The sequence below is a fragment of the Euzebya tangerina genome (assembly GCF_003074135.1).
In the GTDB taxonomy this organism is placed as follows: Bacteria; Actinomycetota; Nitriliruptoria; order Euzebyales; family Euzebyaceae; genus Euzebya; species Euzebya tangerina.
Genome location: NZ_PPDK01000001.1, coordinates 1,711,675 through 1,735,439 on the forward strand (window position 1 = coordinate 1,711,675; position 23,765 = coordinate 1,735,439).

Here is a 23,765-nt window from a genome sequence, read left to right on the forward strand (position 1 = left end):
GCATCGGACGACAGATGCCGCCTGTGGACAGCGGTCAGCCGTAGAGCATGTGCTCAACGTGGGCCATGCCGGTGCCCTCGCCCGCGGGGCCGCGCATCGTCATGGTGCTGACGAACTCGGTACCGCCGAGTCGGCGTTCGGCCGGAACATGCGCCGGCCCCAAAGAAGCCGTCGGATCGTCCGCGCGGAACCGATCCGACTCGGCGACATCCAGGCCGCGGTAGACCCCCGGCTGGCCACCGTCGGACCAGCCGCGGGTGTACCCGAAGCCCTGTGGATGGGCGGGGGCGCAGGCCACGTCGAAGGCCAACTCCAGCTCCTCGCCGGCGTCGTCGGTCAGCCGGACCGTGCCGCCCGACAGCCGCTTGGTTCCCTCGTGATAGCGCAGCTCGTGCTCCAGTCCGACAACCGGCCGCCCCGCGGCACCGTAGACCCCGCCGTGCACCCGCCCCTCGAGGTCCAGCGTCCGCCCGGCAGCCGTCTCGTGGGTGTGCACGAACCCGGCGAGGTCGCCGATCTCGAAGGGGATCCACAGCCGGAAGGCCCGCGGGTCACGCTCCACGTCGGGGATGGGATGCCCACCGATCGGGACGTAGGGCCCCATCGTCGACCGAATCCCCCAGGAGTGGTCCCGGCAGCCGTGCCACGAATCAACCGACGTCCGATCCCCGTCCAGCTCCATCCAGCCCGTGGCGCGGACGGCCAGGGTGTAGCGACACACGTCGTTGTGCAGTCGCCCGTAGCGGTACTGCGCCTCGCCGGTCTCGAGGAACGGCGGCATCGAGTGGGTGGTCTCGACGTCGAATGTCAACCCGGTCGGGTTCTCGGCCAACCGCAGCCGTTGCCGTCGCATCGGCTCGATCACCTCCACCTGCAGTGGACCCACGGCAAGGGTCCCGTGATCCGGCAGCAGCGCCCGGGAGAGACGCACGTTGCGCTGCTCGCCGGCGGTCACCAACCCGGCGTAGCCATCCATCACGTTGGTGTTGGGGTGCAGCCGGAGCCCGCAGAAGATGTGCTGGCCCGGCCGGTAGAAGGCGAAGTAATAGCCGTCCTGGTAGTGGCTGTCGGAGGTGGCTGGGACGTGGAGCGGCCCGAAGCCCTGGTGGAACGGGAAGTCGTCGTAGGCGTTCAGCTGCACCGCTCAGACCGTCCGGTCCTGGTCATCCCAGTGCGGCTTGCGAAGCTCCCGCTTGAGGATCTTGCCGGTCGGCGCCTTCGGCAGTTCGGCCACGAACTCCACGCTCTTCGGCTTCTGGTAGGACGCGAGGTGCTCCCGCGCGGTGTCGATGATCTCCTGCTCGGTCGTCCTCGCGCCGGGCTTGCACACCACGACGGCGTGGACGTTCTCGCCCCACTCGTCGTCCGGTACCCCGATCACGGCGACTTCGAGCACCGCGTCGTGATGGGCGATGGCCTCCTCCACCTGCGCCGAGTAGATGTTCTCCCCACCCGAGATGATCATGTCCTTGGCCCGGTCCACGATGTAGACGAACGACTCCTCGTCCCACGTGGCCAGGTCGCCCGTCCACATCCACCCGTCCCGCAGCGTGTCCTCCGTCAGGTCCGGCCGACGCCAGTAGCCCAGCATGTTGGCCTCCGACCGCACGACGATCTCGCCGGCCGTCCGGGCGTCGCGCGGCACCGGGTTGCCGTGCACATCCACGACCTGCAACCGCGTCACGAACCCCTCCCGGCCACACGACCGCAGGCGGTGCACGTTTCTCCCTGCGGCGGCGTCGCGGTGGACCTCGGGGGAGAGGAACGTCATCGTGGTCCCCTCGGTCTGGCCGTATCCCTGCAGGAGGTCGCTCGGGAAGGCCTCCAAGGCGTTGCGGACCACCGTCGAGGGCATCGGCCCGCCTCCGTACATGATGCTGCGCAGGTTGGAGAGGTCGTAGGTGTCGAAGCCGTCGACCGCCATCATCCAGTTGAGCATCGTGGTGATGCCGAGGAAGGCGGAGACCTGCTCCTGTTGGATGACCTCCAGGGCCAGCTGGGGCTCGAAGTTGATCAGCACCACCGGCCGCCCGTGGGCCAGGTAGTTCATCGCGAGCACCACCGGGATGTGGTACATCTGCCCGGTCAGCATGTACACGTCGGTCGGTACGATCCGCTCGGCCACGGTCTGGTTCACCATCGCCATGTAGGCACTGCGGTGGGAGTGCAGGGCCCCCTTCGACTGACCGGTCGTGCCGCCCGTGTACAGGATGAACAGCGGGTCGTCGTCCCCGACCTGGGCCGACCAGGGCGGCTCGTCGTCCGAGGCCCGCTCGAGGAGCGCCTCGTAGCTTCCGTCGCCGCCCGGACCGAACTGCAGCCAGTGCTCGACCCGTACCTGGTCGTGCAGGTCGGCGCCCTGCGTCACCAACTCACCGGCCACGATCACAACACGTGGCTCGCCGTCACCGACGATCCGGGCCAGCTCCGCGGTCCCGAGTCGCCAGTTGAGCGGTTGCGTGACCAGCCCGGCCCGGCCAGCGGCGAAGTACAGCGTCTGGTACTCGATCGAGTTCTTGGCCAGGATGGCGACGCGGTCACCGGCGTCCAGACCGAGTTCGTCGCGCAGGCCGTTGGCCAGCCGCCGAACCTGCTCATCGAGGTCGCGGAAGGTGATCCGCCGCTCGTTCGGGACATCGATGATGGCCTCTGCGTGGGGATCGAGGGCGGCCCACTTCGCCGGGATCATGCCGATGTTCATTGACCCCGGTTCTACCAAACAATCGTTTGGCAGGCTACGTCGGGTTCGGTAGAACAGACACATGATCAGCGTCGGTGAGGACCTCCCACATCCCGTGCCGCCCCAGGCCTTCATGATGTGGAAGGAGAACTGGGTCTTCCCCGGTGTCGACCCCGAGCGCCGCATCGCGGTGCTGTTCCACGTCTCGCTGCGCCCGACCCAGGGCGAAGGCATCTTCACCGCCAAGTTCACCGTCGATGGCTGGGAACACCGCTGGGTCGGCCGCGAGCCGATCCCGCAGCAGTTGGCAGGGTTCGTCCCGGTGCAGGGCGGCAAGCTGCGCTTCGACGTGGAGGCCCCGATGGAGCAGTTCCGGCTGCGCTACACCTCCGACGAACTCGACGCCGACATCACCTTCACGGCCCGCTTCGCCCCGTGGGACTTCGACGAGGGCGTGAAGGCCCCCGGACCCTCGCGCATGGGAGAGCTGGGCCGCACCGTCTTCCCGTTCCACCACTACGAGCAGAGCCTGACCATGAGCGGGACCATCACCGCACACGACGGGCCACACGCCGGCACCACCTTCGAGGTGGCCGGCTTCGGGAATCGCGACCACTCGTGGGGCTTCCGCGACGACCACAGCTTCATCGAACATCACTGGCTGAACGCCAACTTCCCGGACAACTACGTCCAGGGCACCGTGATGCACGAGACGTCCTACCCACACCCCAAGTTCGGCGGCTGGGTGTCGGTGGAGGGATCGAACACCGGCGTCGTCCACGTGGACCGGTCCGGCGCCTACTGGCTGGAGCCCAACACACCGTTCCCGGACCTCGTGAAGGACGTGACCTACCGCTTGAGGCTGGCCGACGGGGCCACCCGGACCATCACCGCGCACCTGGCCGAGCCGTACGCCCGACTCTTCCTGAACTTCCGCTCGAAGGACCGGGCCAAGGCGTATCAGGACCAGCAGATCATGTGCGACTTCACCGATGACGACACCGGCGCCTCGGGGGTCGGGGTGCTCGAGATCGGCAAGCGCCTGGTCGGCCCCGGCGTGGCCGACCTGATCTGAGAGCCAGTGGGTCCGGTGACGGCGGCAGCAACCTCAGGTGGCCGACGGTGACGCCGTCGGAACGCGCGGCCCTGACGGCCTGGATTCAGGACAAGCTGAAGGCCACGGTCCTGTCGGTGCACGACCTGACTCGGCATGCAGAGGGCTTCTCCTGGGAGACCTACACGTTCACCGCCGAGTGGCGCAGCGACCAGCAGGCCACGCGACACGGCTTCGCGCTGCGGCGCGAGCCGGCGGAGGGGTTGCTGCCCCCGTACGACGCGCGGCGAGACCACCAACTGCATCGGGCCGTCCTCGACCGCTCCAGCGTCCCCGTACCGGGCCTGCACTGGCTGGAGACCGATCGGCGGGTGCTGGGTCGCCCCTTCTACGTGATGGACCAGGTATCGGGAATCGTGCCCGTGCCGTGGAAGCCCAACGATCCGCGCGTCTTTCCCGACGAGGAGGCCCGGGCTCGGCTGGGGCGACACTTCGTCGACGTGCTGGCCGACATCCACGCCATCGATCTGGGATCGACCGAGCGACGGCCACGGTCGCCGCGTGCTGGCATCTCCCTACCGTCCGGGGCGCCCGGCCACACGGGAGCGGATGTCGTCCCGCCAGCCATCACCGAGATCCTCTCCGACAGCGGGGCGGACACCGACGACCTGGCTCGCGGAGAGGTGGCCCGATGGGCTGACGTCGTGGAGCGCTCCGCCATGGTTCGCGAGCCACTCCTCGACGCCGCCGTCTTGTGGCTGGAGGGGAACGTCGCCACGTCCGGCCGTCGTGCCCTGGTGCACGGCGACTACCGGATCGGCAACGTCATGGTCGGCGACGACGGGCTGATCAACGCAGTGTTCGATTGGGAACTGGCGCACATCGGCGATCCGGTGTTCGACCTTGCCTGGGCATCGCTGAAGCTCTACGGGGGCCGGTCGGGCCTGATGAGCCGGCTGCTGCCGATCGCCGAAGGGCTAAGGCGGTACACCGACCGCACCGGCCTCGAGGTTGACCCGGCCGTCTTCCGCTTCTGGACCGTGTTCTGCCATCTCCGCGCGCTCGCCCCCTACCTGCAGGCCACGCAGGCCTTCCAGAGCGGCCGCACCCACGACACGCGCCTGGCGAACATGGGCCATCAGTCTGGGCACCTCATGAAGTTCCTGGCGGAGGAGTTGGGTCTGCGAGCAACGCCGTCGGCCCGATCGGGCACACCGGACACCAGCGATCCCGACGGCGAGGACGCAGAAGGAGACGCCACGATGATGCAGAACACACCCGAACGACTCCTGCGCGGAGCCGCCGAGGCCGTCCGGGACGTCCTTGCGCAGGTCACAGACCCCGATCCCTTCGTGCGCTCGCAACTGCGGGCCACGGCCGAACTGCTGGACAACCTGGCCCCCCGCATCGAGTGGAGCGCTGCTGACCTGACCACGCTGATCGCCCGGGTTCGGACCGTGCTGGAGGAGGCCTCCGCAGCCAGCCAGGGTCGGGTGCCTCGTGCCGCCGCCGTGCTCGCCACCCCGGTCGACGACACCTCTGTGGCCACCTTGATCGCGCAGCGCGACGCCCATCTGGAGGCGCTGCGCGACGTCCAGGCGTGGCTGGCCGACACCCCCGCACACCCGGACCTGCAGATCGCCGTCGAGCAGCTGCTGGCCTGGCAGATCGAGACCGACCTCGCCGCTCTGCGTGCCGGCAGCGCCGCCTGACCACGCCTGCGGAGGCGCCCGACGCCCGGATACCAACAGCCCGACCAAGGAGCCCCCATGGATGCCACCGACCGACTCGCCGTGATCGACACCCTCAACCGCTACGGCCACGCCTACGACCAGGGCGACTTCGAGATGCTGGCCCGGTGCTTCACCGAGAACGCCGTCTTCACGATCGATGGCGGAATCGGCGACATGCCCACCCAGATGCGCGGGCGCGACGAGATCGTCGCCTCGATGCGGGCTCGCCGCGCGGCCACCGAGGCGGCGCAGCGTCGCCACCTGATCACCAACATCATGATGGACCCCGACGGGCCGGACCGGGTCACCGCGGCTTGCTACCTGCTGCTCGGCTCGACGGAGGAGGGGACGCTGCGCCTGCCGACCACCGCCCGGTACACCGATGTCCTGGAGCGGGACGGCGACCACTGGGCCATCGCCCAGCGGACGCTCCGGCTGGACGGGAGCGTTGGGTGAGCGCCGACTCATCTGCAACAGGGGGCCACATCGAGGCCTACCACGTCGCCTTCGTCGTCACGGACCTGGACGCGGCGATGGCGGAGTTCAGCGACCTGCTGGGCCTGCAGTGGGCCAGCGTGCAAGTCCGGGACCTGGCGGTTCGGACACCTGAGTCGCGGCAGGACGTGGCGCTGCGCTTCGTCTACTCGAGCCCGGTCAGTGGCCCCTGTCTGATCGAGTTGATCGAGGGGCAGGCAGACACCGTGTTCTCGGTGCCGGACGGTCACGGCTGGGCGTTCCACCACCTGGGCCTGTGGGCGCCGGACCTGGCTGAGCAGTCGACGCGGCTGGCGACGGCCGGGGCGCCGCTCGTCGCGACGCTGGGAGCCGGCCCCGAGGCCGCTGGTTTCGCCTGCCACCAGTTGCAGCACGGCCCGCAGATCGAGTTGCTCGACGCCGCGCGCCGCCCGGGGCTGATGGGCTGGCTGGCCGGCGCGCCCTCGATCGACTGAGCGCTCCCTCGGAGACGCTGGCCTATGGCGCTGACAGCACCATGACGGCCGAGATGGCGCCTGGCCCGCCGAGGGTGTGCGCCAACCCACGAGTGGCGCCGGGGACCTGCCGGTCGCCGGCACGGCCCATCACCTGGTCGGCGATCTCGGCCACCATCCGGACGCCCGTGGCGCCGACCGGGTGTCCGCAGGAGAGCAGGCCACCCGACAGATTGACGGGGATGTCACCACCGGCGCTGGTTGCTCCGGATCGCAGAAGATCCACGCCGCCGCCGCGCTCCACCAGGCCGAGGTCCTCGGTGTTGACGATCTCGGTGATCGTGAAGCAGTCGTGGCACTCGACCACATCGAGCTCGTCACGCGGGCTGGTGATCCCGGCCTGCTCGTAGGCGATGGCGGCCGCCCGCCGGGTCGCCTCGAAGCCCAGGAAGTCGTTGTGGCTGCGCGTGTGCATCGCGAAGTAGCCATCCAGGGTGAACAGGCCGACACCGTCGATGAGGGCGTACTGGCGTGCGTGCTGCTCGGCCCAGTCCCGGCTGGTCACGATGACCGCTGCCGCACCGTCGGTCGTCGGAGTGCAGTCCAGCAGTCCGAGGGGATCGGCCACGCGTGGAGCGCTGGTCACCTCCTCCACGGTGACCTCGGTCCGGTAGTGGGCCTTCGGGTTGCGCGTGGCGTGTCGGTGGTTCTTCACGGCGACCTGCGCCAGCGCCGCCGGATCCTCGCCGTGGACGTGCAGGTAGCGGTTGGCGATGAGGGCGAACTGCCCCGGCGCCGTGCGGCCCTTGGACAACGTCGGATGGGTCTGGTTGGAGGTCTTGGCCACCAGCGACTCGCGGGGCGTGACGTCCCGCATCTTCTCGGCGCCGACCGCCAGGACGACCTCGGCCTCACCGGCCGCCACGGCCATGGCGGCGTGCCGCACGGCCTCCATCCCACTGGTGCAGAAGTTGGACACCCGCGATGCCGGTAGGGGATGCCGGAGTGCCTCGGCGACGGCGGCGGCGCTGTCGCCGACCAGGCCAGCGAGCAGCGGCTCGGCGGTGCCCAACCAGGCCGCGTCCAGGTCCTCGGGTTGCAGTCCGGCGTCGGCCAGGGCGGCAAACGATGCATCGGCGACCAGATCCAGGTAGCCCGTCTCCGTCAGCACCCCGAACGGCGTGACCCCGAGGCCGACGATGGCGACGTCTCCGGCGATCGGCACTACCCAGACGCCTCCACAGTGGCGGGCGCGACCTTCCAGTACCGCTGGGCCAGCCCGTCCACGGTGTAGAGGGTGCGAGGCACCAGGTGCACCGGATCGTCGATCTCCAGTGGTGGCGCTTCGGGCACAGCCTGACCGTAGAAGCGGCCGCCGTCGTCCAGCTCCACCACCACCATCTGGACTGGACCGCCGTAGGGGTAGACCCGGTCGGTGGTCATGGTCAGGACGCGGCCCGTTCGGCTCAGCAGTACCTGGTCCAGTTCCCGGCCGGCGCTGCCCGGGACGGCTGGGAAGATCGTCTCACCCGTCCGGCGGTCCCGTTGGGCCTCCAACCGCAGGTCCTGTCCGCGCTCGCGCCAGGCGCGAGGGCCGGAGGTGAAGGGCTCGAACCCCGCCGTCCCGGCCGCCCTGGGTGGCGGACGGTCGATGCCAGCGTCGAGGACCGCCTGGATGCGCTTGCCAACCACACCGGTCGTCCGACCGACCGTCAGGTCGACGGTGTGCTGGACGCCGCCGGCCCGGCTGACCAGTCGCACGACGTCGTCGGGGTTGGCGTCAGCAGCGGCCAGGAGGCCGGCAGTCAGCGGCGCGGCGCATCCGAGCACGCCGGCGCCGTCCAGTCGCGGGCTGCGGGGCCCGGCGCTGATGACGGTCTCGGGCTGGTCGGGCCGCGGGGGGCTCGCACCGGCACCCGCCAACGCCCGGTCGCCATCCCGGATGCCCCGCTCGTCCCAGGGTCGCCACTGATCACGGACCAGCTCAGCCGAGGAGGCGACCCAGCGCAGCCTCCCCGCCGTACCCGTGTGATCGAGGACCAGGCAGATCGCCCCTGCGCCGAGGGGTCGTTCCCGGGCATCCCGCCGATCCTCGGCGGCGACGACCACGACCGGACCGCCCACGGTCGCCAGGACCCCAGCGGCGTGGGGGAGGACTCCCAAGCCGGCGGCGACGGTGCCCCCGTGTTCGGCCACGTGCAGGGCCGGGCCGGCGAGACCGGTGAGCTCGGCGATCTCCTGGGCCACGCCGCCCTCCGCCAACGGGGAGGAGGTCGTGGCGAGCAGGAGCGCGGTCGGCTGGGCGGACGCTCGCTCCAGCACGTCCAGGACCGCCATCGCACCGAGCGTGACGACGTCCTCGTCGTACGCGGCGGCTGCGGTCCGGCCACCACGCCCGGACGGACGACACGTCGGAAGCGCCAGACCCGCGTCGACCAGCGCCATGCCGTCCGCGCCTGTCATACCCGACTCCTCGTGTCGCTCGGCACCAATCCTGCCAATTCAAACAAACGGTTGGCAAGCACGGCGGTCAGCGGTGGTAGTGGTACCCCTGCTGCGTTCGCCGAACTCGTGTGACCAGACCGGCGGCGTGGCAGCAGTAGGCCAGGCGCTGAGCATCGGCTCGGCTCATCCGACCCACCCGGGCCACGTCGAGGGTGGTGAACTCGGCCGGCAGCTCAGCCGGGAGCAGGTCGAGCAGATCGCGGGTCCCGGCGAAGTGGTGCGTCCCGATCACCCGGTCCAATCGGGTGTCGATCGTGCGGTACCCACCCCGCCCGCGTCGAGCCCGTGGATCGCGAGCGCGGACCTTCGTCACGTCCACCAGCACCGCATCAACCGTCAGATTCGGGTGGTCCAGCAGCGTCGGGATGCTGACCAGTTCCTCCAGCAGGCTCAGGATCGACCCCGAGCGCGGCGAGCGGCGCGTGCGGCCGTCGGGGAACTGCAGCCGGGTGGTGACCGCGATGGGGTGGACGATCAGCATCGGATGCTCACCCAGCAGGTGGTCGAGCTTGGTTCCCATTGCCGCGAAGGAGCCGGTCTGGACCTCGATGAGTTGCCGGACATCGCCGAGATCTCGCACCAGGTCGATGACGAAGGCGCCGAACGGAGCCTCCTCGACATCGCCCGGCTGGCGGTAGACCTCCTTCAGGGCCGCGTGCAGCGATCCCTCGTTGAGGGTTCCGATGTGCGGGCTGCCACCTGGGGCGGGGTCGACCGTCGAGCGTGCGATGTCACGACGCTACGTCGGGAACGGTTCGCGTCGACGCAGCCTTGGCAGGGCCAAGCCCGGTTGGTAAATTGTCCGTACATATCTTCGGACTGAGTCTGGTCGAGCGCGCCCGGGCTCTGCTCCCTCGAGGCGCACGCTCGCCACCGCGGCCTGTACCCAACGAGCTGAATCACCGGACAGGAGACCAGCCATGAAGATCGAGTCCTTCCGCACTCCCGGTCTGGGTGACCAGACCTACCTGATGATCCACGAGGGATCGGCCGTTCTCGTCGACCCGCAGCGTGACATCGACCGGTTCCTGGCCGTTGCCGAGGCCGCGGACGTCCAGGTCCGCTTCATCCTGGAGACCCACCTGCACAACGACTACATCTCCGGTGGCGTCGACGCCGCTCGCCGAACCGGGGCGGAGCTGGTCCTCCCGGCCGCTGCTGCGCCGGCCTACGACCACACCGCCGCCTACCACCTGGAGGATCTGGAGGGTCCCGGCTTCGGCATCCGGCCGATCCACACGCCGGGTCACACACCGGAGCACACCAGCTACGTCGTCCTCATCGATGATGCGCCGGTGGCGGTGTTCAGCGGCGGAAGCCTGCTGGTCGGGTCCGCCGGCCGACCCGACCTGCTCGGCATGGCCCGCGCTCGCTCGCTCGGCAAGCTCCAGCACCGCTCGGTCAACCGGCTGGCCGAACTGCCGGACGCGGTGGAGCTGCTACCCACGCACGGTGCCGGCTCGTTCTGCACCATCAGTGGCGCCGGCCAGTACACCTCGACGATCGGCGAGGAGAAGGTCAGCAACCCGGTGCTGCAGACGGAGAGCCCCGAGGCGTTGGCCGATCTGCTGCTCGCCCAGCCGATGCCCGTCCCGGCCTTCTACCGGTACATGGGTCCGTCCAACACCTTCGGCGTCCCCGAGCGGCGAACCGATGGCGTCCCCGCGATGACGGTCGCGGCCCTGCAGACCCTCCCCGCTGACACCGCCGTCGTGGACATCCGACCACGGGCTGAGCAGGCTGCCGGCTACCTCGAGGGATCCCTGACGGTGGAGCTGACCGACGACTTCGGCTCGTGGACCGCCTGGCTCACCGAACACCTCGCCGGTCACGACGCCCCCCTCGTCCTGGTCGCGCGGTCTGGGGACGAGGAGTCAGTCCGCGAGGCAGCCACGCAGCTGGCGCAGGTCGGCATGGACGACCTCCGCGGGGTCATCACCGACCTGACCGACGCCGCCCTGGCCACCTTCAGCCTGGTCGACGTCGACCAGGCCCGGGCACTGCTCGACGACGGCGCCCAGGTCCTCGACGTCCGCCAGCCCAATGAGCACGCCGACACGCCCCTCGGCGGAGCTGTGGAGCGCTTCCTGCCCGACTTGGCCGAGCACGGGACCCCAGCGGCCATCGACACCTCTGCCCCGGTCCTCATCGTGTGCGGCTCTGGCCGTCGAGCCTCCATCGCCGCGTCCCTGGTGGCGCGAGACGGCCACCGCCCCATCGTCCTCTCGGGTGCTGGTGCACCCGACCTCGAACCCGCCACCACGTCCTAGGAGCCCTGCCCGAGGAGCCCTGTCCGAGATGTCCCGGCAGCGCGGGCCTCAGTCGGAGGGTGTGACGACCTGACCGGCCAGTCCCGTCTGGTCCGGCCAAGCCGTGACCAAGGCCAGGCGTGAGGTCCGGAGCAGCGTCAGGCGCCACTCGATCGTCCGACCTGCGTGGCTGGTGAGGCGGTTGATGCGCATCACGGCCTCGTCAGCCTCCAGGCAGAGCACCTCGCGCGTGGCGGCGTCGGGCATGACGGCGCTCAGGCTCTCGAACCCGCCAGTCGGACGGACACCCGTGCGAGCCGCCAACTCGTCGTACAGCGACGTGTGCTCGAAGTCCGCGTCGAGCAGCGGACGGCCGATGTCAGGAGTGATCCAGGCGGTGTCCAGGGCCAACGGGTCGTCGTCCATCAGGCGGAGCCGTTCGAGGTGGACCAGAGGTGTCCCCGGCTCCAGGCCGAACCGTTCGGCGGCACGGGCGTCGGCTCGGAGGTCCAGCGCCAGAACGCGGCTGCGTTGCTCGTACCCGGCCTCCTCGACGGTCTGGAAGAGGTTGTAGAGGGCTCCCATGGGCTGGGCGATGCCTGACGGCGCGGTGACGACGCTGCCGCGGCCGCGCTCCCGCTCGATGACACCACGAGCCTTCAGGTGCCGGACGGCTTCGCGCACCGTGTGCCGGGAGGTGCCGTACCGCTCGACCAGCTCACGATCGGTCGGGAACCGCGTGGTGAACTCGCCGGCGTCGAGCCGTGCTTCGAGATCGGTGAGGACCTGTTGCCACAGGGGGATGTCGGCGCTGGCGTCCAGCGACACCCGGTCGTCCGTGGTCACGCGGTCGCTCATCCTCTCCACTCGTGGTCCCGCCAAGTATGTCGCACGGGCGCGCGCGGTCGGCTGCGATCCCCCGTACCCGGCAGGGCTGCGCCAGCAGGTGGCGACGCTGGCTCAGACAGCGACCGGCTCGGCCACCACGACGCGGTTGCGACCCTGGGATTTCGCCTCGTAGAGGCCCTCGTCGGTCCGCTTGAGCCAGCCCTCAGGCGTGTCGCGGTCGACCACACCGGCGATGCCGACGCTGATCGTCACGGGGAACCGGGCATCGGCGGTCTCGGCCTCGATGCGGGACCGCAGGCGCTCACCGACCACCGTGCCGCCCTCGGGACCGGTGGCGGGCATCAGGATCACGAACTCCTCCCCGCCGATGCGGAAGGCGGAGTCGGTGTCACGCACGCCCTCTCGCAGGACGGCCGCGACGTCTTGGATGACGGCGTCGCCGACGTCGTGGCCGGCGCTGTCGTTGATCCGCTTGAAGTGGTCGATGTCCAAGGCCAGGAGCGTCATCTGATCGTCGCGGCGGTCACGTCGCTCGATGGCCTCCGTCAGTGTGCTGGTCAGCAGCGACCGGTTCAGCAGCCCGGTCATGGGGTCCGTGACCGCCTGGTTCCGCAGCTCCTCCTCCTGCGTCATCAGCAACTTGACGAACGTCCCGGTGAAGAGGACGACCAGCATCAGGGTCGCCGCGAACCGCAGGGCGATGCTGGGGTCCAGGGTGGCCGTCGCGGTCGGGACAACAACACCGATCAGGGCCAGGTTGGCCAGCGCCGCCTGACGACAGGGAAGCATGAAGAAGAACGAGACCGCGGCCGGGAAGCACCACAAGATCCCGATCACGCCCTGGATGATCACCGACTGGTGGAGGAAGAAGATCAGGGCTGGCACGAGAATGACCAGCGTTGCGCCATGGTGGTACCGGTCGTGGCGGGTGATGGTCCAGGCGTTGAACGCCAGATGCGCGACGATGAGACCTGACCCGAGGCCGAGCAGGAGTCGGCCCTCGAGGAAGTTGTTGACGGTGAACGGCGTCAGGACCAGCAGGGCAACGAACGCCAGACCCTTGGCACTTCGCAGCAGCACCTGTGATTGCGCCTGCGGAGCCAACACCCGTGTGGCCGTCCCCGACCGACGTCGATCAGTCGCGACGCCAGCGCGGCGGCGGTCGTTATCTCCCTGTCGGCGCTCTCGGCGCAGCCCGACCAGGTGATGGAGCGGCATCATCGCAGTGATGATCGGCACGCGAGGCTGCCGCCTGAAGGGTCGAGCCCGACCAACCGGCCAGGATCGGGCCACGTCGTCGAGCGGCCCCGGGGCAGCGCTACTGTTCGTCCGTGCCGTCACCCCACGCCGTCGAAGCGGATCTGCCATCCGAGCGCCGCGTCGCCACCCTGCTCGGCACCCTCGTCGCACTGACGGTCGTCGGATCCAGTGCGGTCGCGGTTGCGATCCCGGTTGTCCGGGAGGAACTGGATCTGACGGTCAGCGACTCGGCGTGGATCTTCGCCGTGTTCCAGTTGACGTTCGCGGTGGCGACGGCCACGTTCGGCAGGGTGGCCGACCTGGTCGGGCTGCGCCGTCCCCTCGTCATCGGCATCACGATGATGACGATCGGCTCGATCATGGTCGGTGCCGCGCCAGGGTTCGGGGTGCTGCTGGCCGGGCGGGTGATCCAGGGCATCGGCGCCGGGGCCGTCCCCGTGCTCGCCAACGGCATCGTCGGAACTCGGTTCACCGGTGAGGCGCGAACGGCGATCTACGCCTCGATCACAGCCGTCGTCTCGGCGGTCAGCGGCTCCGGGCCTGTCATCGGTGGCGGGATGGAGGCCCTGCTGGGCTGGCGCTGGGTCTTCGCCGTTCCCGCGCTCGGCATCCTCCTGATCCCCTCGATCCTCCCTCTGGCCCCCAGCGACCGCGGACAGGGGAGCTTCGACGGGATCGGGGCCGCCACGTCGGCGCTGGGGATCACCGGGTTCCTCCTGCTGCTCCAAGCCCCCTCGGCTGGTGGGGTGGTGGGTGCCGTCGGTGCCCTGCTGCTGCTGACGATGGGGCCGGCGGCCGCGTGGTGGATCCGTCGTGAGCCCGAGGGGTTCATCCCACAGTCCGTCGTCGGGAACGCGGTCATCGCACGGTGTGCCGGCGTCGCCGCCCTCTGCCTGGCGGGGTACTTCGGTGCCCTCTTCGCAACACCGGTCATGATCGCCGATGCCTTCGGGTGGCAACCCCTGCAGATCGGCTTGGCGCTCCTGCCCGCGGCGGCGTTGGGGGCCATCGGCTCGCGGGTGGCGGGAGCGCTGACCGGCCGGTTCGGCCACTTCCGGGTCGCGGGGACGGCGGCAGCGATCTCCACCTCCACCATCCTGATCGCCTCGGCCGGCAACCACGTCCTCCCGCTCATCGTGTTGGGCCTTGCCGGCGGGTCGATCGGGTTCAGCGGTGCGCAGGTGGCCATGACGGATCGGGTGACCACGGCCGCGCCGGAGGGGACCCTCGGCGTCACGCTCGGCGTCTACAACATGCTCCAGTTCGCCGGGGGTGCGGCAGGATCGGCCCTCATCGGGGGCTTGAGTGATCTGGTGTCCCTGGAGGTGGCGCTCGCCTGCAGTGCCGTGCTGCCTGCGACCGGTGCGTGGCTGGCCGTCTCGGGCCATCGGGCTGGCGTCGCCACCCAGCGCGCTCTGGCGGAGGCCGGTTCGTAAGGCGCCCTCCCACCGTCGTCGCCCAGTAAGGCGGTCATCCAGGTCACCTCCAGCAGCGTCGCAGGTCGCTGGTACCGTCGGCTGATGGCAACCAGGACGACACTGGCGCCACAGGTCTGGAACGTCGTACTGGCTCGATTGGTGTCGAGTGCGGGGGCGGAGGCAGCGTTCTTCATCGGCCTGTGGGGCAAGGCCGCGTTCGTCTTCGACGGAACGCCCACCGAGCTCGCCGTCATGAGTGCCGTGATCGGCACCGGTGCGATCGTCGGCAGCCTCGTCGGCGGGGCGTTGGTCGACCGGTTCGACGCGCGGCGGATGGTCATCGTCACCGAGTTCGTCGTGGTCCCCTCCTCGCTCGCCCTGATCCTGGCCGACGACATGACATCGCTCATCGCGATCGGATTCGTGTCGTGGATGGCCGGGTCCGCGCTCGAGACCGCCATCACCTCGTTGCCGCCGGTCATGGTGGGCCCGGACCAGCTCGAGCAAGCGAACGCTCGGCTTGAGGGCGCGAACTGGCTGGCGCTCGTGATCGGGCCCGGTGTCGGCGCGCTCCTGGCTGGCGCCTTCTCGATCAACAGCGTCTTCATCCTCGACGCGCTCACGTCCCTTGCGGCCATCGCGATGGTGCTCCGCGTCCACCTGGACCCCCGACTCGCCGCGAGCGAGTCGTCCAGCGGATCGGGTCTGTCCGAGATCACCGAGGGCCTCCGGTACGCGTGGCGCACGCCGCCGGTGCGGCTGACGCTGTACCTGCAGTCCTTGGTCGGCGTGGCGTTCGGCGTGTTCATCGCCCCGGAGCCGCTCTTCTTCCGGGACGTGCTCGGCACCGGCGTGGAGGCGATCGGGTACGTCAACGTCGTGTTCGGCGTCGGCCTGTTCGCGGGCTCCGTGATCCTGGAGCGGAGCCACGGACGCTGGACCAGCTTCCGCGGCAACATCCTGCTGTCCTCGGCCGCCGGAGTCGGCGCGATGGTCTACACCGGCACCGCGTCGCTGGTGTGGGTTGTGGTGGGCGCCGTGCTGTGGTCGGTGCCGCTGGGGATGTCACTGCCCATGAGCCGGACCCTGGCCCAGCGAGGGAGCGCCCCGGCCTACGTCGGCCGGGTGATGGGTGCCTTCGGCATGGTGGCGGCTGGCGCCGGCATCGTCCCGGTGATCTTCGCGCCGGCGCTGGCCGCCGCCCTTGGGGTCCAGTTGGTACTGGTGCTCTCCGGCGCGGCGGCGGCTGTCTTCAGTCCGTTGGCCTGGCGTGCTGCTCGCCGGCTGGACGAGGACGGGGTGGGCGCGCCGCTCTCCCCACTCCCGGTCCAGTAGGGCCGGTCGACGTCTGGGTCCGCCGGCATGGCGGCCCGGTCGACGTTGGGTCCGCCAGGGTTCGCGACGAGGTCGGACGACGTCGTCAGAAGAGCGTGCGCTGGGCCACGACCGCTGCCTCTTCGAGCTCCAGCAGACGGCGCTTCAGCGCCGTGCCACCGTCCGCGCTGAACCCCACCAGCCTCCCATCCGCTCCCACGACCCGGTGGCAGGGGACCAGCAGCGGAACGGGATTGCGGCCCATCGCCGTGCCGACGGACTGGGCGGCGCCCGGCTGCCCGATCATCTCGGCGATCTCGCCGTAGGTGCGGGTCTGGCCTGGAGGGATGGCACGGGTCGCGCCGTACACCGCCTGCGCCGAGTCGGCCAGGCCGGAGAGGTCGAGGGGCACCTCCTGGAAGTCGGTCAGCCGCCCGTTGAGGTGCTCGGTCGCCCGGTCGATGACCTGGTCCACCCAGGCGGGCGTCTGCTCCGGCGTGACCTCCTCCATCTGGTTCTCGTGATCGGCGTGGACCCCGCGCCGGCCCGTCGTCAGCCGGCGGCGAGCTCGTTCGGCGTCGATGCTGGGGACGACGAACCGGGTGATCCGCTCGCCCTGCCAGGCGATGCCGCACCAGCCGAGTGGTGTGTCGAAGAGCCGATAGGAGGAGGTGGCCACTGTGGAACAGGCTACTGCCGGCCAGTCGGAGGCTTAGCGGTCTTCGGTCACCGCACTCTCCCCAGCCGCACCTGACGTCGCCGCACCCCCGGTCACGGCGCGCCAACAGGAGACTGCGACGGTTTGGAGCTCGGCGTCGGTCAGTGACGTCTCGCTGGCAGCCAGCCGGACGGCGGGGGCCAACCCGAGGTCGTAGAGGACCGTGTCGGGCAGCTCGACGAAGACGTCACGCAGTCCGGAGGTGGCCAACTCCATCACGAGCGGGTCCCCCTGGTCGGCGTGGACCCGCTCATCCGACTGCTGCCGGTACGGGGAGCTGTCGACCTGCACCAGGAAGCGAGCGACCGGCGGATGCTCAGCCAGGTGCCGGTACGCCCCCAACCACAACGCGGTGAAGCGCTCGCGCAGCCCGTCGGTGCCGGCCGCGGCTGCCACGGCTGCCTCACCCAGGTCTCGCTTGGCTTCCGCGTACGCGGCGAGCAGCAGCTCGTCCTTGCCGGTGTAGTAGGTGTACGCCGTCCCCGTGGCAACGCCCGCCGTCTTCGCGATGGCGTTCATGGAGGCGCCGTGGAATCCCCGGTCGGCCACCAGTGAGCGGACGGCCGACCGGATGGCTGCCGCACGGTCCGATGGACCGACCGCCATCAGCGGTCCGCGTCGAGGGCCGCGGCGACGTCGAGTGCGACGCCGGTCTCGCGCTCTGACACCTCCCACAGCGTCCGGATGGCGGCCCCGGACCCAGGACGGACCAGGGGCTTCCGGACAGGCGGCCCCGTCGTGACCCAGAGCGGTCCGTAGAAGCCGCCGCCGGGGACGTCGGGATCCGTGGCCGCACGCAGTTGCGAGAGGGCTCCGGTCTCGGCGTCCATCCCCGTCGCCTGGACCATGCGGTGGAAGACGTGACCCAACCGGTTGCCCGGGTTCTCGGCGACCGTGGTCGACTGCAGGTCGGAGTTGGTCAGGCCCGGGTGAGCGGCCAAGCTCGAGGTTTGCGCGCCGTGCCGCTCGAACTCGACCTGCAACCCCTCTGCGAAGTGTCGGTTGGCCAGCTTCGCCTGACCGTAGGCCCTCCAAGGCCCGTATGCGCCATCCCGCAGGTGCGGATTGTCCGGGTCGATCGGCTTCCCGGTGTGCTGTGCGGTGGAGGACACCGTGACCACCCGGCTTCCCGGAGTCGCGACCAGCGCCGCCAGGAGGCCGGCCGTCAGCGTCCAGTGGCCCAGGTGGTTGACCCCGAACTGCATCTCGTAGCCATCGGAGGTCTGGCGTTCGGGCATCGCCATCAGCCCGGCGTTGTTGATCAGCAGATCGATCGTCGGGTGTGCCGCGAGGATGGTGGTGGCCGCCTGCTTGACCGAGGCTTGGGACCCGAGGTCCAACTCCACGATCTCGGTTGAGGCCTCTGGTGTCGTGGCGAGGATCTCGTCCTGTGCCGCCCGTGCCTTGTCCTGGTTTCGGGCAGCCATCACGATGTGGGCGCCCTTGGCGGCCAGGGCCTTCGCGGTGGCCAGTCCGAGACCGCCGTTGGCTCCGGTGATCACAGCGGTTCGTCCGGTCTGGTCGGGGATGTCCGAGGTGGTCCACATGTCGCGCTCGTCCTGGTCTCTCGGGTACTGAATGATCGTTCATTCATCATACGCAGCCGTGCGCCTGTGGACAACTCGGCCGGCTGCGGCGGGGTGTCCCGTACGGTCATCGGATGGCTGTACTGCGAGGTGAGACCGGGCGGGACGCTGGCCGCCCGGGAAATCGCGGGCGCTCGAGGGGGGCCCGCGCAGGTCGCTCCCTGGCCGCGGTCATGGTGGGTCTGATGGTGACGGGTGGTGCGACGTCAGGGGCGCTGCCGGAGCTGGCCAGGGCCCTACCCGGAATCGTGCCGGAGGCTGCCTTGATCGAGGTGTGGGGCGCTGCCTCAGCGGGCGATGCTGGGCAGACCATCGACGCGGTCGCGGCGGCGGCGGGGGAGTTGGCGGAGGGCGGGATGGACGTGATCCGTGGCCTCGCCGCCGGAGCCCCGGATGGTGCCTCCTCCGGTGATGGTGTGGCGGAGCCGAATCCCGAACCGGGGTGCACCGTTACCCCGGTGGAACCCATCGACCTGCCGGCGCACGAGGATGTCGGCGGCCACACCATCCAGCGGCACGTCAACCAGTCAGACGAGGCGTTGGCCGCCCGGGCTGCCGATGAGTCTCTGCCCGTGGCATCCACCTTCCCGGACCTGGAGGTGGCGGAGCGAGCCGTGGGTTCAGCCCTGCTGTGCCTCGACCGCGAGCTCCGAACGTGGTTCTTCGATGCCTCCGAGCGTCGGCTGGTGTGCACGGTTGCGTTCGCGCTGCCAGTCGGGCGTGTGCTCTACCGAGGTGCTTCGCTGGCCGGCCCCTCGGACACCATCCGACTGGTGCTCGATCCGCCGTCGCGGGTACAGGTGCCGCTGCCCGCAGAGCTGCCCTTCCGCATCACGACTGCCTTCCCGATCGACGGCGACCACACGACTGGTTGTCACACGTAGGTCCCGGGTCGAGCGTGCGCATGTCCCCGCTCGGCGGACCGTCGGAGTCCACACGGTTGGTCTCGTGTTCTCATGCGCACCTGGCCAGGCTCTACGGTCGCGGGTGTGGAGACGTTGGTGGCGGTCGATCTGGGTCTGCGGACGGGGATCTGCGTGTGGCGGCGCGGCGGGCCTGGCTCGGCGTTCGTCGTGTCCTACCGGTCGACCCACGTCGGGTCGCGCAGGGCGCTGAAGTCGTTGGCTCGCGGCGTCATCGCGCAACACCCGATGGTGGTCGCCGTGGTGGTCGAGGGTGACCGGCAGATGGGGGAGATGTGGCATCGCACAGCCAACCGACAGGGGGCCCGGGCCCTTGACGTGAGTCCCGAGCGCTGGCGATCCGTCCTGTTCCAGCCTCGCGAGCGGCAGCCTGCCGCCACCGCCAAGGCGATTGCGGTGCAGCGCGCCGACGAGGTCATCCGCTGGTCCCGAACGATTGCGGGACGGGACGCCGCAGCCAACCCCACCGGACCACTCCGTCATGACACCGCGGACGCGGTGATGATCGGCTTGTGGGCATGTCTCGAGCTCGGGTGGCTGGAGCCTCGCGAGGTGCCCTTCCCCCTGCCCCGGACTGGCGGCTGACAACAGCCGTTGCCCCCTACGACACGCGGTGGAGCTCCGCCTCGAGGTGCAGCTGCAGCGGATGGCCGCCGGTCGCCATGAAGAACCGGTAGCTGAGCACGTCGCCCGCAAGGGTGAACTCACGTCGGACCGCCGCCACCTCCACCGCCGTCGGCGTCCCGGAGACGGAGAGCATCGTCAGCTCAAGAGACCCGTCTGCCCACCGGCCGGCGTGCACCTCGCTGATCCCGGTCGGCTGCGTCACGACCAACTCGACCTGACTGTCGGGCCCCACGGCCCGGAGGTACCCCATCTCGGCATGCAGCGGGCGACCGAGCTCGCCCCCGACGCTGAGGCGCGTCTTCTGGGTGTAGGCCAGGAACGGCTTGCCGACGTGTCCGAACTCCACCCGCTCCCAGTAGTCGAACGCATCGATCGTCGGGTAGTCGCCGTGCCCGTGGCCCTCCCACGCCCCCAGCAGCGGGGCCGAGGTGGCCAGGTCGGGATGCAGGTCGGGCGCCATGGCCCCACACCCTAGATCATCGACTCATCAACCAGGCGGTTGACAAACGTCTGACCGCCGGAGTAGGTTGTTGTCAACCGAACAGTTGACGATGAAGGGAGCCATCACGTGGCCGAAGCTGCGCTGGACCTGGCATTCGCCGCCCTGGCCGACCCCACTCGGCGCAAGATCGTGGAAATACTCGCCGACGGCGATGAAACGATCGGTGAGCTGGCCGAGCCCTTCGACATGTCGGTCCAGGCGATCTCCAAGCACGTGAAGGTCCTCGAGCGCTCGGGACTGGTCACGCGCGGCGCAACGCGGACCAGCCCGGCCCACCTCGACGCGGAGGTGTTCACCCTGATGACCAAGTGGATCGATCGGTATCAGCGCAGAGTCGAGGCCAGGTATCAGCGACTGGATGCCGTCCTCGCCGACCTCGATGACCGCTCCATCGCAGATGAGAGGGACCAATCGTGAGCACGACCAACTCCACTGCCATAGGCGACCCGGGTGAGCCCGTCGGGGTCTCGTCGTGAACTGGACGTTGGAGGTCATCCAGATCCCGGTCAGCGACGTCGACTCGGCGATCGCGTTCTACCGGGACCAGGTCGGCTTCATCCTGGACTTCGCAATGGGGGAGGGGGAGGGTCGCCTCGCACAGCTGACGCCGCCCGGTTCCGGCTGCTCGATCCAGGTCAGCCGACAGCAGTCCGGCTCTGCCCCCGGGACCGTCCACGGCATGCAACTCGTCGTGAGCGACCTCCGCGCGGCCCGCCGAGAGCTCATAGGCAGAGGGGTCGACGCCTCGCCGATCATGTTCTTCGGCATGGATGGTGTCCAGCGGACGGCCACGGACGATGACGACCTCAACAACAGCGGGTTCGTCAGCTTCACCGACCCTGACGGAGCCCGGTGGGCTGTTCAGCAGATCACGGATCGACCGTGACTCCTCGACCGCGTCGGCTGCGGCATCCCATGTCCTGATCGCAAGCTGACCACGCTTTCGATCGGCACCCATTCGACAGCAATCGAAGGCCTTCGCTACGGTGCGGGGCATGAGCAGCAGCCCACCGCCGACCACACCACTCCCTGCACGGCTGCGTCGCGAGCGGGTCCTCGCCTACGTGGACCAGCGCGAGTTCGCTCGGGTCACCGAGATGGCGGAGCAGTTCGAGGTCTCGACGGTCACCCTCCGCACGGACCTCGAGCACCTCTCTCGACGCGGCCTGCTGCGGCGGGTCCGTGGAGGAGCGGTGTCCCGCTCGGCCGGCCGGCCGGAGCCGGCCTTCGAGGAGGCACAGACAGCCAACGTCGCCCAGAAGAAGGCCATCGGTCGTCACACCGCAGGCATGATCGGGTCGGGCGAGACCGTCATCCTCGACGTCGGAACCACCACGACGGCGGTGGCTCACGCGATGGCCGATCGTGACGATCTGCGCGACGTGATGGTCTTCACCAACAGCCTGACGATCGCGATGGCACTCGAGTCGAGCGCCCCCCGAATCACCGTCGTCGTGACTGGTGGCACCCTCCGACCTCGCCAGCACTCCCTCGTGGACCCCTTGGCCGCCCTGGTGCTGGACCAGATCACGGCGAAGTGGGCGATCATCGGCTGCAATGGGATCGACATCGACGGCGGCGTCACGAACGCCAACCTCCCGGAGACCGACGTGAAGCGCCGGATGATCGGAGCGGCCACCCGTCGTGTCGTGTGTGCCGACTCGAGCAAGCTGGGTGGGGTTGCACTGGCGCGGATCTGCGGCGTGGGGGACATCGACGTGCTGGTCACCGATGGCCGGGCCGACCAGGCCGTCGTCACCGAACTCGAGGGCTCAGGCGTCGATGTCCACGTGGCCAACTAGCGCGACCGTAGGGAAAGAGCGCGTGCCGTTTGACAAGCGTTGGAAAGTGCCTTAGACATTCGCCTTCTACCGGACGCGGCACCGGGCTGCGCCCGCCCACGGAGGAACGACATGAGCCGATTGAAACTGCTGGCGATCATCGCCCTGCTCGCCCTTATCGCGGCGGCCTGCAGCACCGACGAAGCCGACGACTCCGGAGACGACGGGTCCGGTGACGACGCCACCGAAGAAGCTGCGGCCGAGGACGACACGGCGGACGAGGACGCCGACGCAGCTGACGATGACGGCGGCGAGGAGGTCGAGGAGGGGGACGACTCCGGTGACGAGGCATCAGGTGATGGTGTGGCGCTGCGCTGGCGGACCCGGCCCGACAACCAGGCTGAGATCGACGTCTACTCGGGCGTCAGCGAGGACATCGACTCGGCCTGGGACGCGGCCACGCTCGAGTACGAACCAGGGGGCAGCGAGGGGTCGAACTACCAGGACGTGCTGCGGACGGAGCTGGCCTCCGGCACCGCGCCCGATGTGTTCTGGATCCCCGGCACGGACGTCGCTGACTTCGCCCAGCGAGGACTGATCCTCAACCTCCGGGACCTGGCCAGCGGCAGTGACGCCTACGCCGGCGACGACGCCTACTACGAAGGCCCGATGGAGTTCCTGACGTATGACCCGGAGACCGCCGAGTCCAGCGAAGCGCTCTGGGGCCTGCCGCGAGACGTCTCCACCTTCGCCCTGTACCTCAACCTCGATCTCATCGACGAGGCCGGCGTGGACGACCCCCGTGAGCTGGCCGAGGCCGGCGAGTGGAACTGGGACACCTTCCGCGCGACCGCGGAGGCCATCAACGACCTGGGACCCGAGATCCAGGGCTTCGGGATGAACAACTGGTGGGCCAACCCCGGCTACTTCATCAACGCCGCTGGAGGGTCGTTCTTCACCGATGACCGGACCGCATGTGCCGTCGACTCCGAGGAGTCCATCCAGGGCCTCGAGTTCATGCAGCGCCTGTACGGTGACGAGCTCACGGTCCCCTACGGCGAGGACGCCGAGCCCCCGTACCTGGCCGGCAACGTCGGCATGTTCATGAACGGTCGATGGGCGACCCCCGGCACCCGTGCCAGCGCCTCCTTCGACTGGGACGTCGTCAAGCTGCCCGACGGTCCCGGCGGCCCGAGCAACTGGTTGTTCTGGGGCGCCTACGTCGTCAACGCCGAGACCGAGCACCCCGAGGAGGCCTTCGAGCTGGTGACCCGACTCACCAGCCCCGAGGTGCAGACGCAGGTTGCCGAGTTGGGTGCCAACATCCCCTCGCGGACCGACGACGAGGAGACCATCGACCAGTTCCTGACCTACACACCCCCGGAGAACAACCAGGCGTTCATCAACGGGTTGAGCGAAGACCCGACCGCCGAGGGCCCGTTGTGGGAGGGCAACTGGCCGGCCTTCGACACGGCACTCGCGCCTGAGATCGAGGCCGTGATCGCCGGCGACCGCTCGCTGGACGACTTCAGCGCCAACATCTGCGACACCCTGGACGCGACCTTCGAGTCGTGATCTCTCCGGCCGTCACCCCGCCCACATGCATGTGGCGGGGTGACGGCCGCCTCTCGTTCACC

The 23,765-nt window shown here is 69.5% G+C and carries 24 protein-coding genes; 13 read left to right on the forward strand and 11 right to left on the reverse strand.

Annotation, left to right across the window (positions count from 1 at the left end):
- Positions 1–34: 34 nt before the first annotated feature.
- Together C1746_RS07885 and C1746_RS07890 are read right to left on the reverse strand one after the other, a co-directional pair.
- The gene (locus tag C1746_RS07885; protein ID WP_116714081.1) at positions 35–1,141 is read right to left on the reverse strand and encodes an Rv3169 family protein; all 1,107 of its coding nucleotides are present in this window, start codon (positions 1,139–1,141) and stop codon (positions 35–37) included.
- Between the two features lie 3 nt (positions 1,142–1,144).
- On the reverse strand, positions 1,145–2,701 hold the full coding sequence (locus C1746_RS07890) for an AMP-binding protein (protein WP_116714082.1): 1,557 nt from the start codon (positions 2,699–2,701) through the stop codon (positions 1,145–1,147).
- Positions 2,702–2,762: 61 nt separating this feature from the next.
- Here C1746_RS07890 and C1746_RS07895 point away from each other — a divergent pair, with 61 nt between their 5' ends.
- The 4 genes from C1746_RS07895 to C1746_RS07910 are packed head-to-tail and all read left to right on the forward strand — an operon-like array spanning position 2,763 to position 6,417.
- Positions 2,763–3,755, forward strand: a complete 993-nt coding sequence (locus C1746_RS07895) for a hypothetical protein (protein WP_116714083.1) — start codon at positions 2,763–2,765, stop codon at positions 3,753–3,755.
- Positions 3,756–3,802: 47 nt separating this feature from the next.
- Positions 3,803–5,446 (forward strand): phosphotransferase family protein, encoded by a 1,644-nt coding sequence (locus tag C1746_RS07900; protein ID WP_162867516.1) that lies wholly within the window; start codon positions 3,803–3,805, stop codon positions 5,444–5,446.
- A 57-nt stretch (positions 5,447–5,503) separates the two neighbouring features.
- Complete coding sequence (locus C1746_RS07905; RefSeq protein WP_116714085.1) at positions 5,504–5,923, forward strand: nuclear transport factor 2 family protein; 420 nt, start codon at positions 5,504–5,506, stop codon at positions 5,921–5,923.
- The gene (locus C1746_RS07910; RefSeq protein WP_116714086.1) at positions 5,920–6,417 is read left to right on the forward strand and encodes a VOC family protein; all 498 of its coding nucleotides are present in this window, start codon (positions 5,920–5,922) and stop codon (positions 6,415–6,417) included. The genes C1746_RS07905 and C1746_RS07910 overlap by 4 nt, the downstream gene beginning before the upstream one ends.
- Positions 6,418–6,439: 22 nt before the next feature.
- Here the strand turns inward: C1746_RS07910 and C1746_RS07915 are convergent, their stop codons facing one another.
- The 3 genes from C1746_RS07915 to C1746_RS07925 all read right to left on the reverse strand — a co-directional run bounded on the left by C1746_RS07915 (position 6,440) and on the right by C1746_RS07925 (position 9,631).
- Positions 6,440–7,621, reverse strand: coding sequence for a thiolase family protein (locus tag C1746_RS07915; RefSeq protein WP_116714087.1), 1,182 nt, complete (start codon positions 7,619–7,621; stop codon positions 6,440–6,442).
- Positions 7,621–8,859: a Zn-ribbon domain-containing OB-fold protein gene (locus C1746_RS07920; protein ID WP_116714088.1), complete on the reverse strand. Its 1,239-nt coding sequence runs from the start codon at positions 8,857–8,859 to the stop codon at positions 7,621–7,623. Before C1746_RS07920 ends, C1746_RS07915 begins: the two co-directional genes overlap by 1 nt.
- A 67-nt stretch (positions 8,860–8,926) precedes the next feature.
- On the reverse strand, positions 8,927–9,631 hold the full coding sequence (locus C1746_RS07925) for a DUF8091 domain-containing protein (RefSeq protein WP_476702726.1): 705 nt from the start codon (positions 9,629–9,631) through the stop codon (positions 8,927–8,929).
- 190 nt (positions 9,632–9,821) lie between these two features.
- Between C1746_RS07925 and C1746_RS07930 the strand changes: the two genes are divergently transcribed.
- Complete coding sequence (locus C1746_RS07930) at positions 9,822–11,171, forward strand: MBL fold metallo-hydrolase (protein ID WP_116714090.1); 1,350 nt, start codon at positions 9,822–9,824, stop codon at positions 11,169–11,171.
- A gap of 48 nt (positions 11,172–11,219) precedes the next feature.
- Here C1746_RS07930 and C1746_RS07935 read toward each other — a convergent pair whose 3' ends face one another.
- Entirely contained in the window at positions 11,220–12,008 is a 789-nt protein-coding gene (locus C1746_RS07935) for a GntR family transcriptional regulator (protein WP_116714091.1), read from the reverse strand.
- Between the two features lie 102 nt (positions 12,009–12,110).
- On the reverse strand, positions 12,111–13,238 hold the full coding sequence (locus C1746_RS07940; protein WP_162867517.1) for a GGDEF domain-containing protein: 1,128 nt from the start codon (positions 13,236–13,238) through the stop codon (positions 12,111–12,113).
- Between the two features lie 92 nt (positions 13,239–13,330).
- Between C1746_RS07940 and C1746_RS07945 the strand changes: the two genes are divergently transcribed.
- Both C1746_RS07945 and C1746_RS07950 read left to right on the forward strand, forming a co-directional pair.
- Positions 13,331–14,695: an MFS transporter gene (locus tag C1746_RS07945; protein ID WP_162867518.1), complete on the forward strand. Its 1,365-nt coding sequence runs from the start codon at positions 13,331–13,333 to the stop codon at positions 14,693–14,695.
- Between the two features lie 84 nt (positions 14,696–14,779).
- A complete protein-coding gene (locus tag C1746_RS07950) occupies positions 14,780–16,012 on the forward strand; it encodes an MFS transporter (protein ID WP_116714094.1) in 1,233 nt (410 codons plus the stop codon).
- A gap of 85 nt (positions 16,013–16,097) precedes the next feature.
- Here C1746_RS07950 and C1746_RS07955 read toward each other — a convergent pair whose 3' ends face one another.
- From C1746_RS07955 to C1746_RS07965, 3 genes are read right to left on the reverse strand one after another with little or no spacing between them, the layout of a single operon-like run.
- A complete protein-coding gene (locus C1746_RS07955; protein ID WP_116714095.1) occupies positions 16,098–16,670 on the reverse strand; it encodes a methylated-DNA--[protein]-cysteine S-methyltransferase in 573 nt (190 codons plus the stop codon).
- A 33-nt stretch (positions 16,671–16,703) separates the two neighbouring features.
- Positions 16,704–17,315, reverse strand: a complete 612-nt coding sequence (locus C1746_RS07960; RefSeq protein WP_116714096.1) for a TetR/AcrR family transcriptional regulator — start codon at positions 17,313–17,315, stop codon at positions 16,704–16,706.
- On the reverse strand, positions 17,315–18,256 hold the full coding sequence (locus tag C1746_RS07965; RefSeq protein WP_116714097.1) for an oxidoreductase: 942 nt from the start codon (positions 18,254–18,256) through the stop codon (positions 17,315–17,317). Before C1746_RS07965 ends, C1746_RS07960 begins: the two co-directional genes overlap by 1 nt.
- Positions 18,257–18,369: 113 nt before the next feature.
- On the opposite strand from C1746_RS07965, the gene C1746_RS07970 reads away from it, so the two are divergent.
- Both C1746_RS07970 and C1746_RS07975 read left to right on the forward strand, forming a co-directional pair.
- Positions 18,370–19,179, forward strand: a complete 810-nt coding sequence (locus C1746_RS07970) for an RNase A-like domain-containing protein (RefSeq protein ID WP_162867519.1) — start codon at positions 18,370–18,372, stop codon at positions 19,177–19,179.
- Positions 19,180–19,284: 105 nt separating this feature from the next.
- Positions 19,285–19,803, forward strand: coding sequence for a hypothetical protein (locus C1746_RS07975; RefSeq protein ID WP_116714099.1), 519 nt, complete (start codon positions 19,285–19,287; stop codon positions 19,801–19,803).
- 16 nt (positions 19,804–19,819) lie between these two features.
- Here the strand turns inward: C1746_RS07975 and C1746_RS07980 are convergent, their stop codons facing one another.
- Positions 19,820–20,305 (reverse strand): heme-binding beta-barrel domain-containing protein, encoded by a 486-nt coding sequence (locus C1746_RS07980; protein WP_116714100.1) that lies wholly within the window; start codon positions 20,303–20,305, stop codon positions 19,820–19,822.
- A gap of 108 nt (positions 20,306–20,413) precedes the next feature.
- Between C1746_RS07980 and C1746_RS07985 the strand changes: the two genes are divergently transcribed.
- The 4 genes from C1746_RS07985 to C1746_RS08000 all read left to right on the forward strand — a co-directional run bounded on the left by C1746_RS07985 (position 20,414) and on the right by C1746_RS08000 (position 23,703).
- A complete protein-coding gene (locus C1746_RS07985; RefSeq protein ID WP_116714101.1) occupies positions 20,414–20,764 on the forward strand; it encodes a metalloregulator ArsR/SmtB family transcription factor in 351 nt (116 codons plus the stop codon).
- 55 nt (positions 20,765–20,819) lie between these two features.
- Positions 20,820–21,233 (forward strand): VOC family protein, encoded by a 414-nt coding sequence (locus C1746_RS07990; protein ID WP_116714102.1) that lies wholly within the window; start codon positions 20,820–20,822, stop codon positions 21,231–21,233.
- A 109-nt stretch (positions 21,234–21,342) separates the two neighbouring features.
- Positions 21,343–22,149, forward strand: a complete 807-nt coding sequence (locus C1746_RS07995; protein WP_116714103.1) for a DeoR/GlpR family DNA-binding transcription regulator — start codon at positions 21,343–21,345, stop codon at positions 22,147–22,149.
- A gap of 111 nt (positions 22,150–22,260) precedes the next feature.
- Complete coding sequence (locus tag C1746_RS08000) at positions 22,261–23,703, forward strand: ABC transporter substrate-binding protein (RefSeq protein ID WP_116714104.1); 1,443 nt, start codon at positions 22,261–22,263, stop codon at positions 23,701–23,703.
- Positions 23,704–23,765 lie beyond the last annotated feature (62 nt).

Coding starts and splice junctions, on each gene's coding strand:
- C1746_RS07890 (WP_116714082.1), bottom strand. CDS start 2,701: ATGAACATCGGCATGATCCCGGCGAAGTGGGCCGCCCTCGATCCCCAC.
- C1746_RS07895 (WP_116714083.1), top strand. CDS start 2,763: ATGATCAGCGTCGGTGAGGACCTCCCACATCCCGTGCCGCCCCAGGCC.
- C1746_RS07905 (WP_116714085.1), top strand. CDS start 5,504: ATGGATGCCACCGACCGACTCGCCGTGATCGACACCCTCAACCGCTAC.
- C1746_RS07920 (WP_116714088.1), bottom strand. CDS start 8,859: ATGACAGGCGCGGACGGCATGGCGCTGGTCGACGCGGGTCTGGCGCTT.
- C1746_RS07930 (WP_116714090.1), top strand. CDS start 9,822: ATGAAGATCGAGTCCTTCCGCACTCCCGGTCTGGGTGACCAGACCTAC.
- C1746_RS07935 (WP_116714091.1), bottom strand. CDS start 12,008: ATGAGCGACCGCGTGACCACGGACGACCGGGTGTCGCTGGACGCCAGC.
- C1746_RS07950 (WP_116714094.1), top strand. CDS start 14,780: ATGGCAACCAGGACGACACTGGCGCCACAGGTCTGGAACGTCGTACTG.
- C1746_RS07960 (WP_116714096.1), bottom strand. CDS start 17,315: ATGGCGGTCGGTCCATCGGACCGTGCGGCAGCCATCCGGTCGGCCGTC.
- C1746_RS07965 (WP_116714097.1), bottom strand. CDS start 18,256: ATGTGGACCACCTCGGACATCCCCGACCAGACCGGACGAACCGCTGTG.
- C1746_RS07970 (WP_162867519.1), top strand. CDS start 18,370: ATGGCTGTACTGCGAGGTGAGACCGGGCGGGACGCTGGCCGCCCGGGA.
- C1746_RS07980 (WP_116714100.1), bottom strand. CDS start 20,305: ATGGCGCCCGACCTGCATCCCGACCTGGCCACCTCGGCCCCGCTGCTG.
- C1746_RS07995 (WP_116714103.1), top strand. CDS start 21,343: ATGAGCAGCAGCCCACCGCCGACCACACCACTCCCTGCACGGCTGCGT.
- C1746_RS08000 (WP_116714104.1), top strand. CDS start 22,261: ATGAGCCGATTGAAACTGCTGGCGATCATCGCCCTGCTCGCCCTTATC.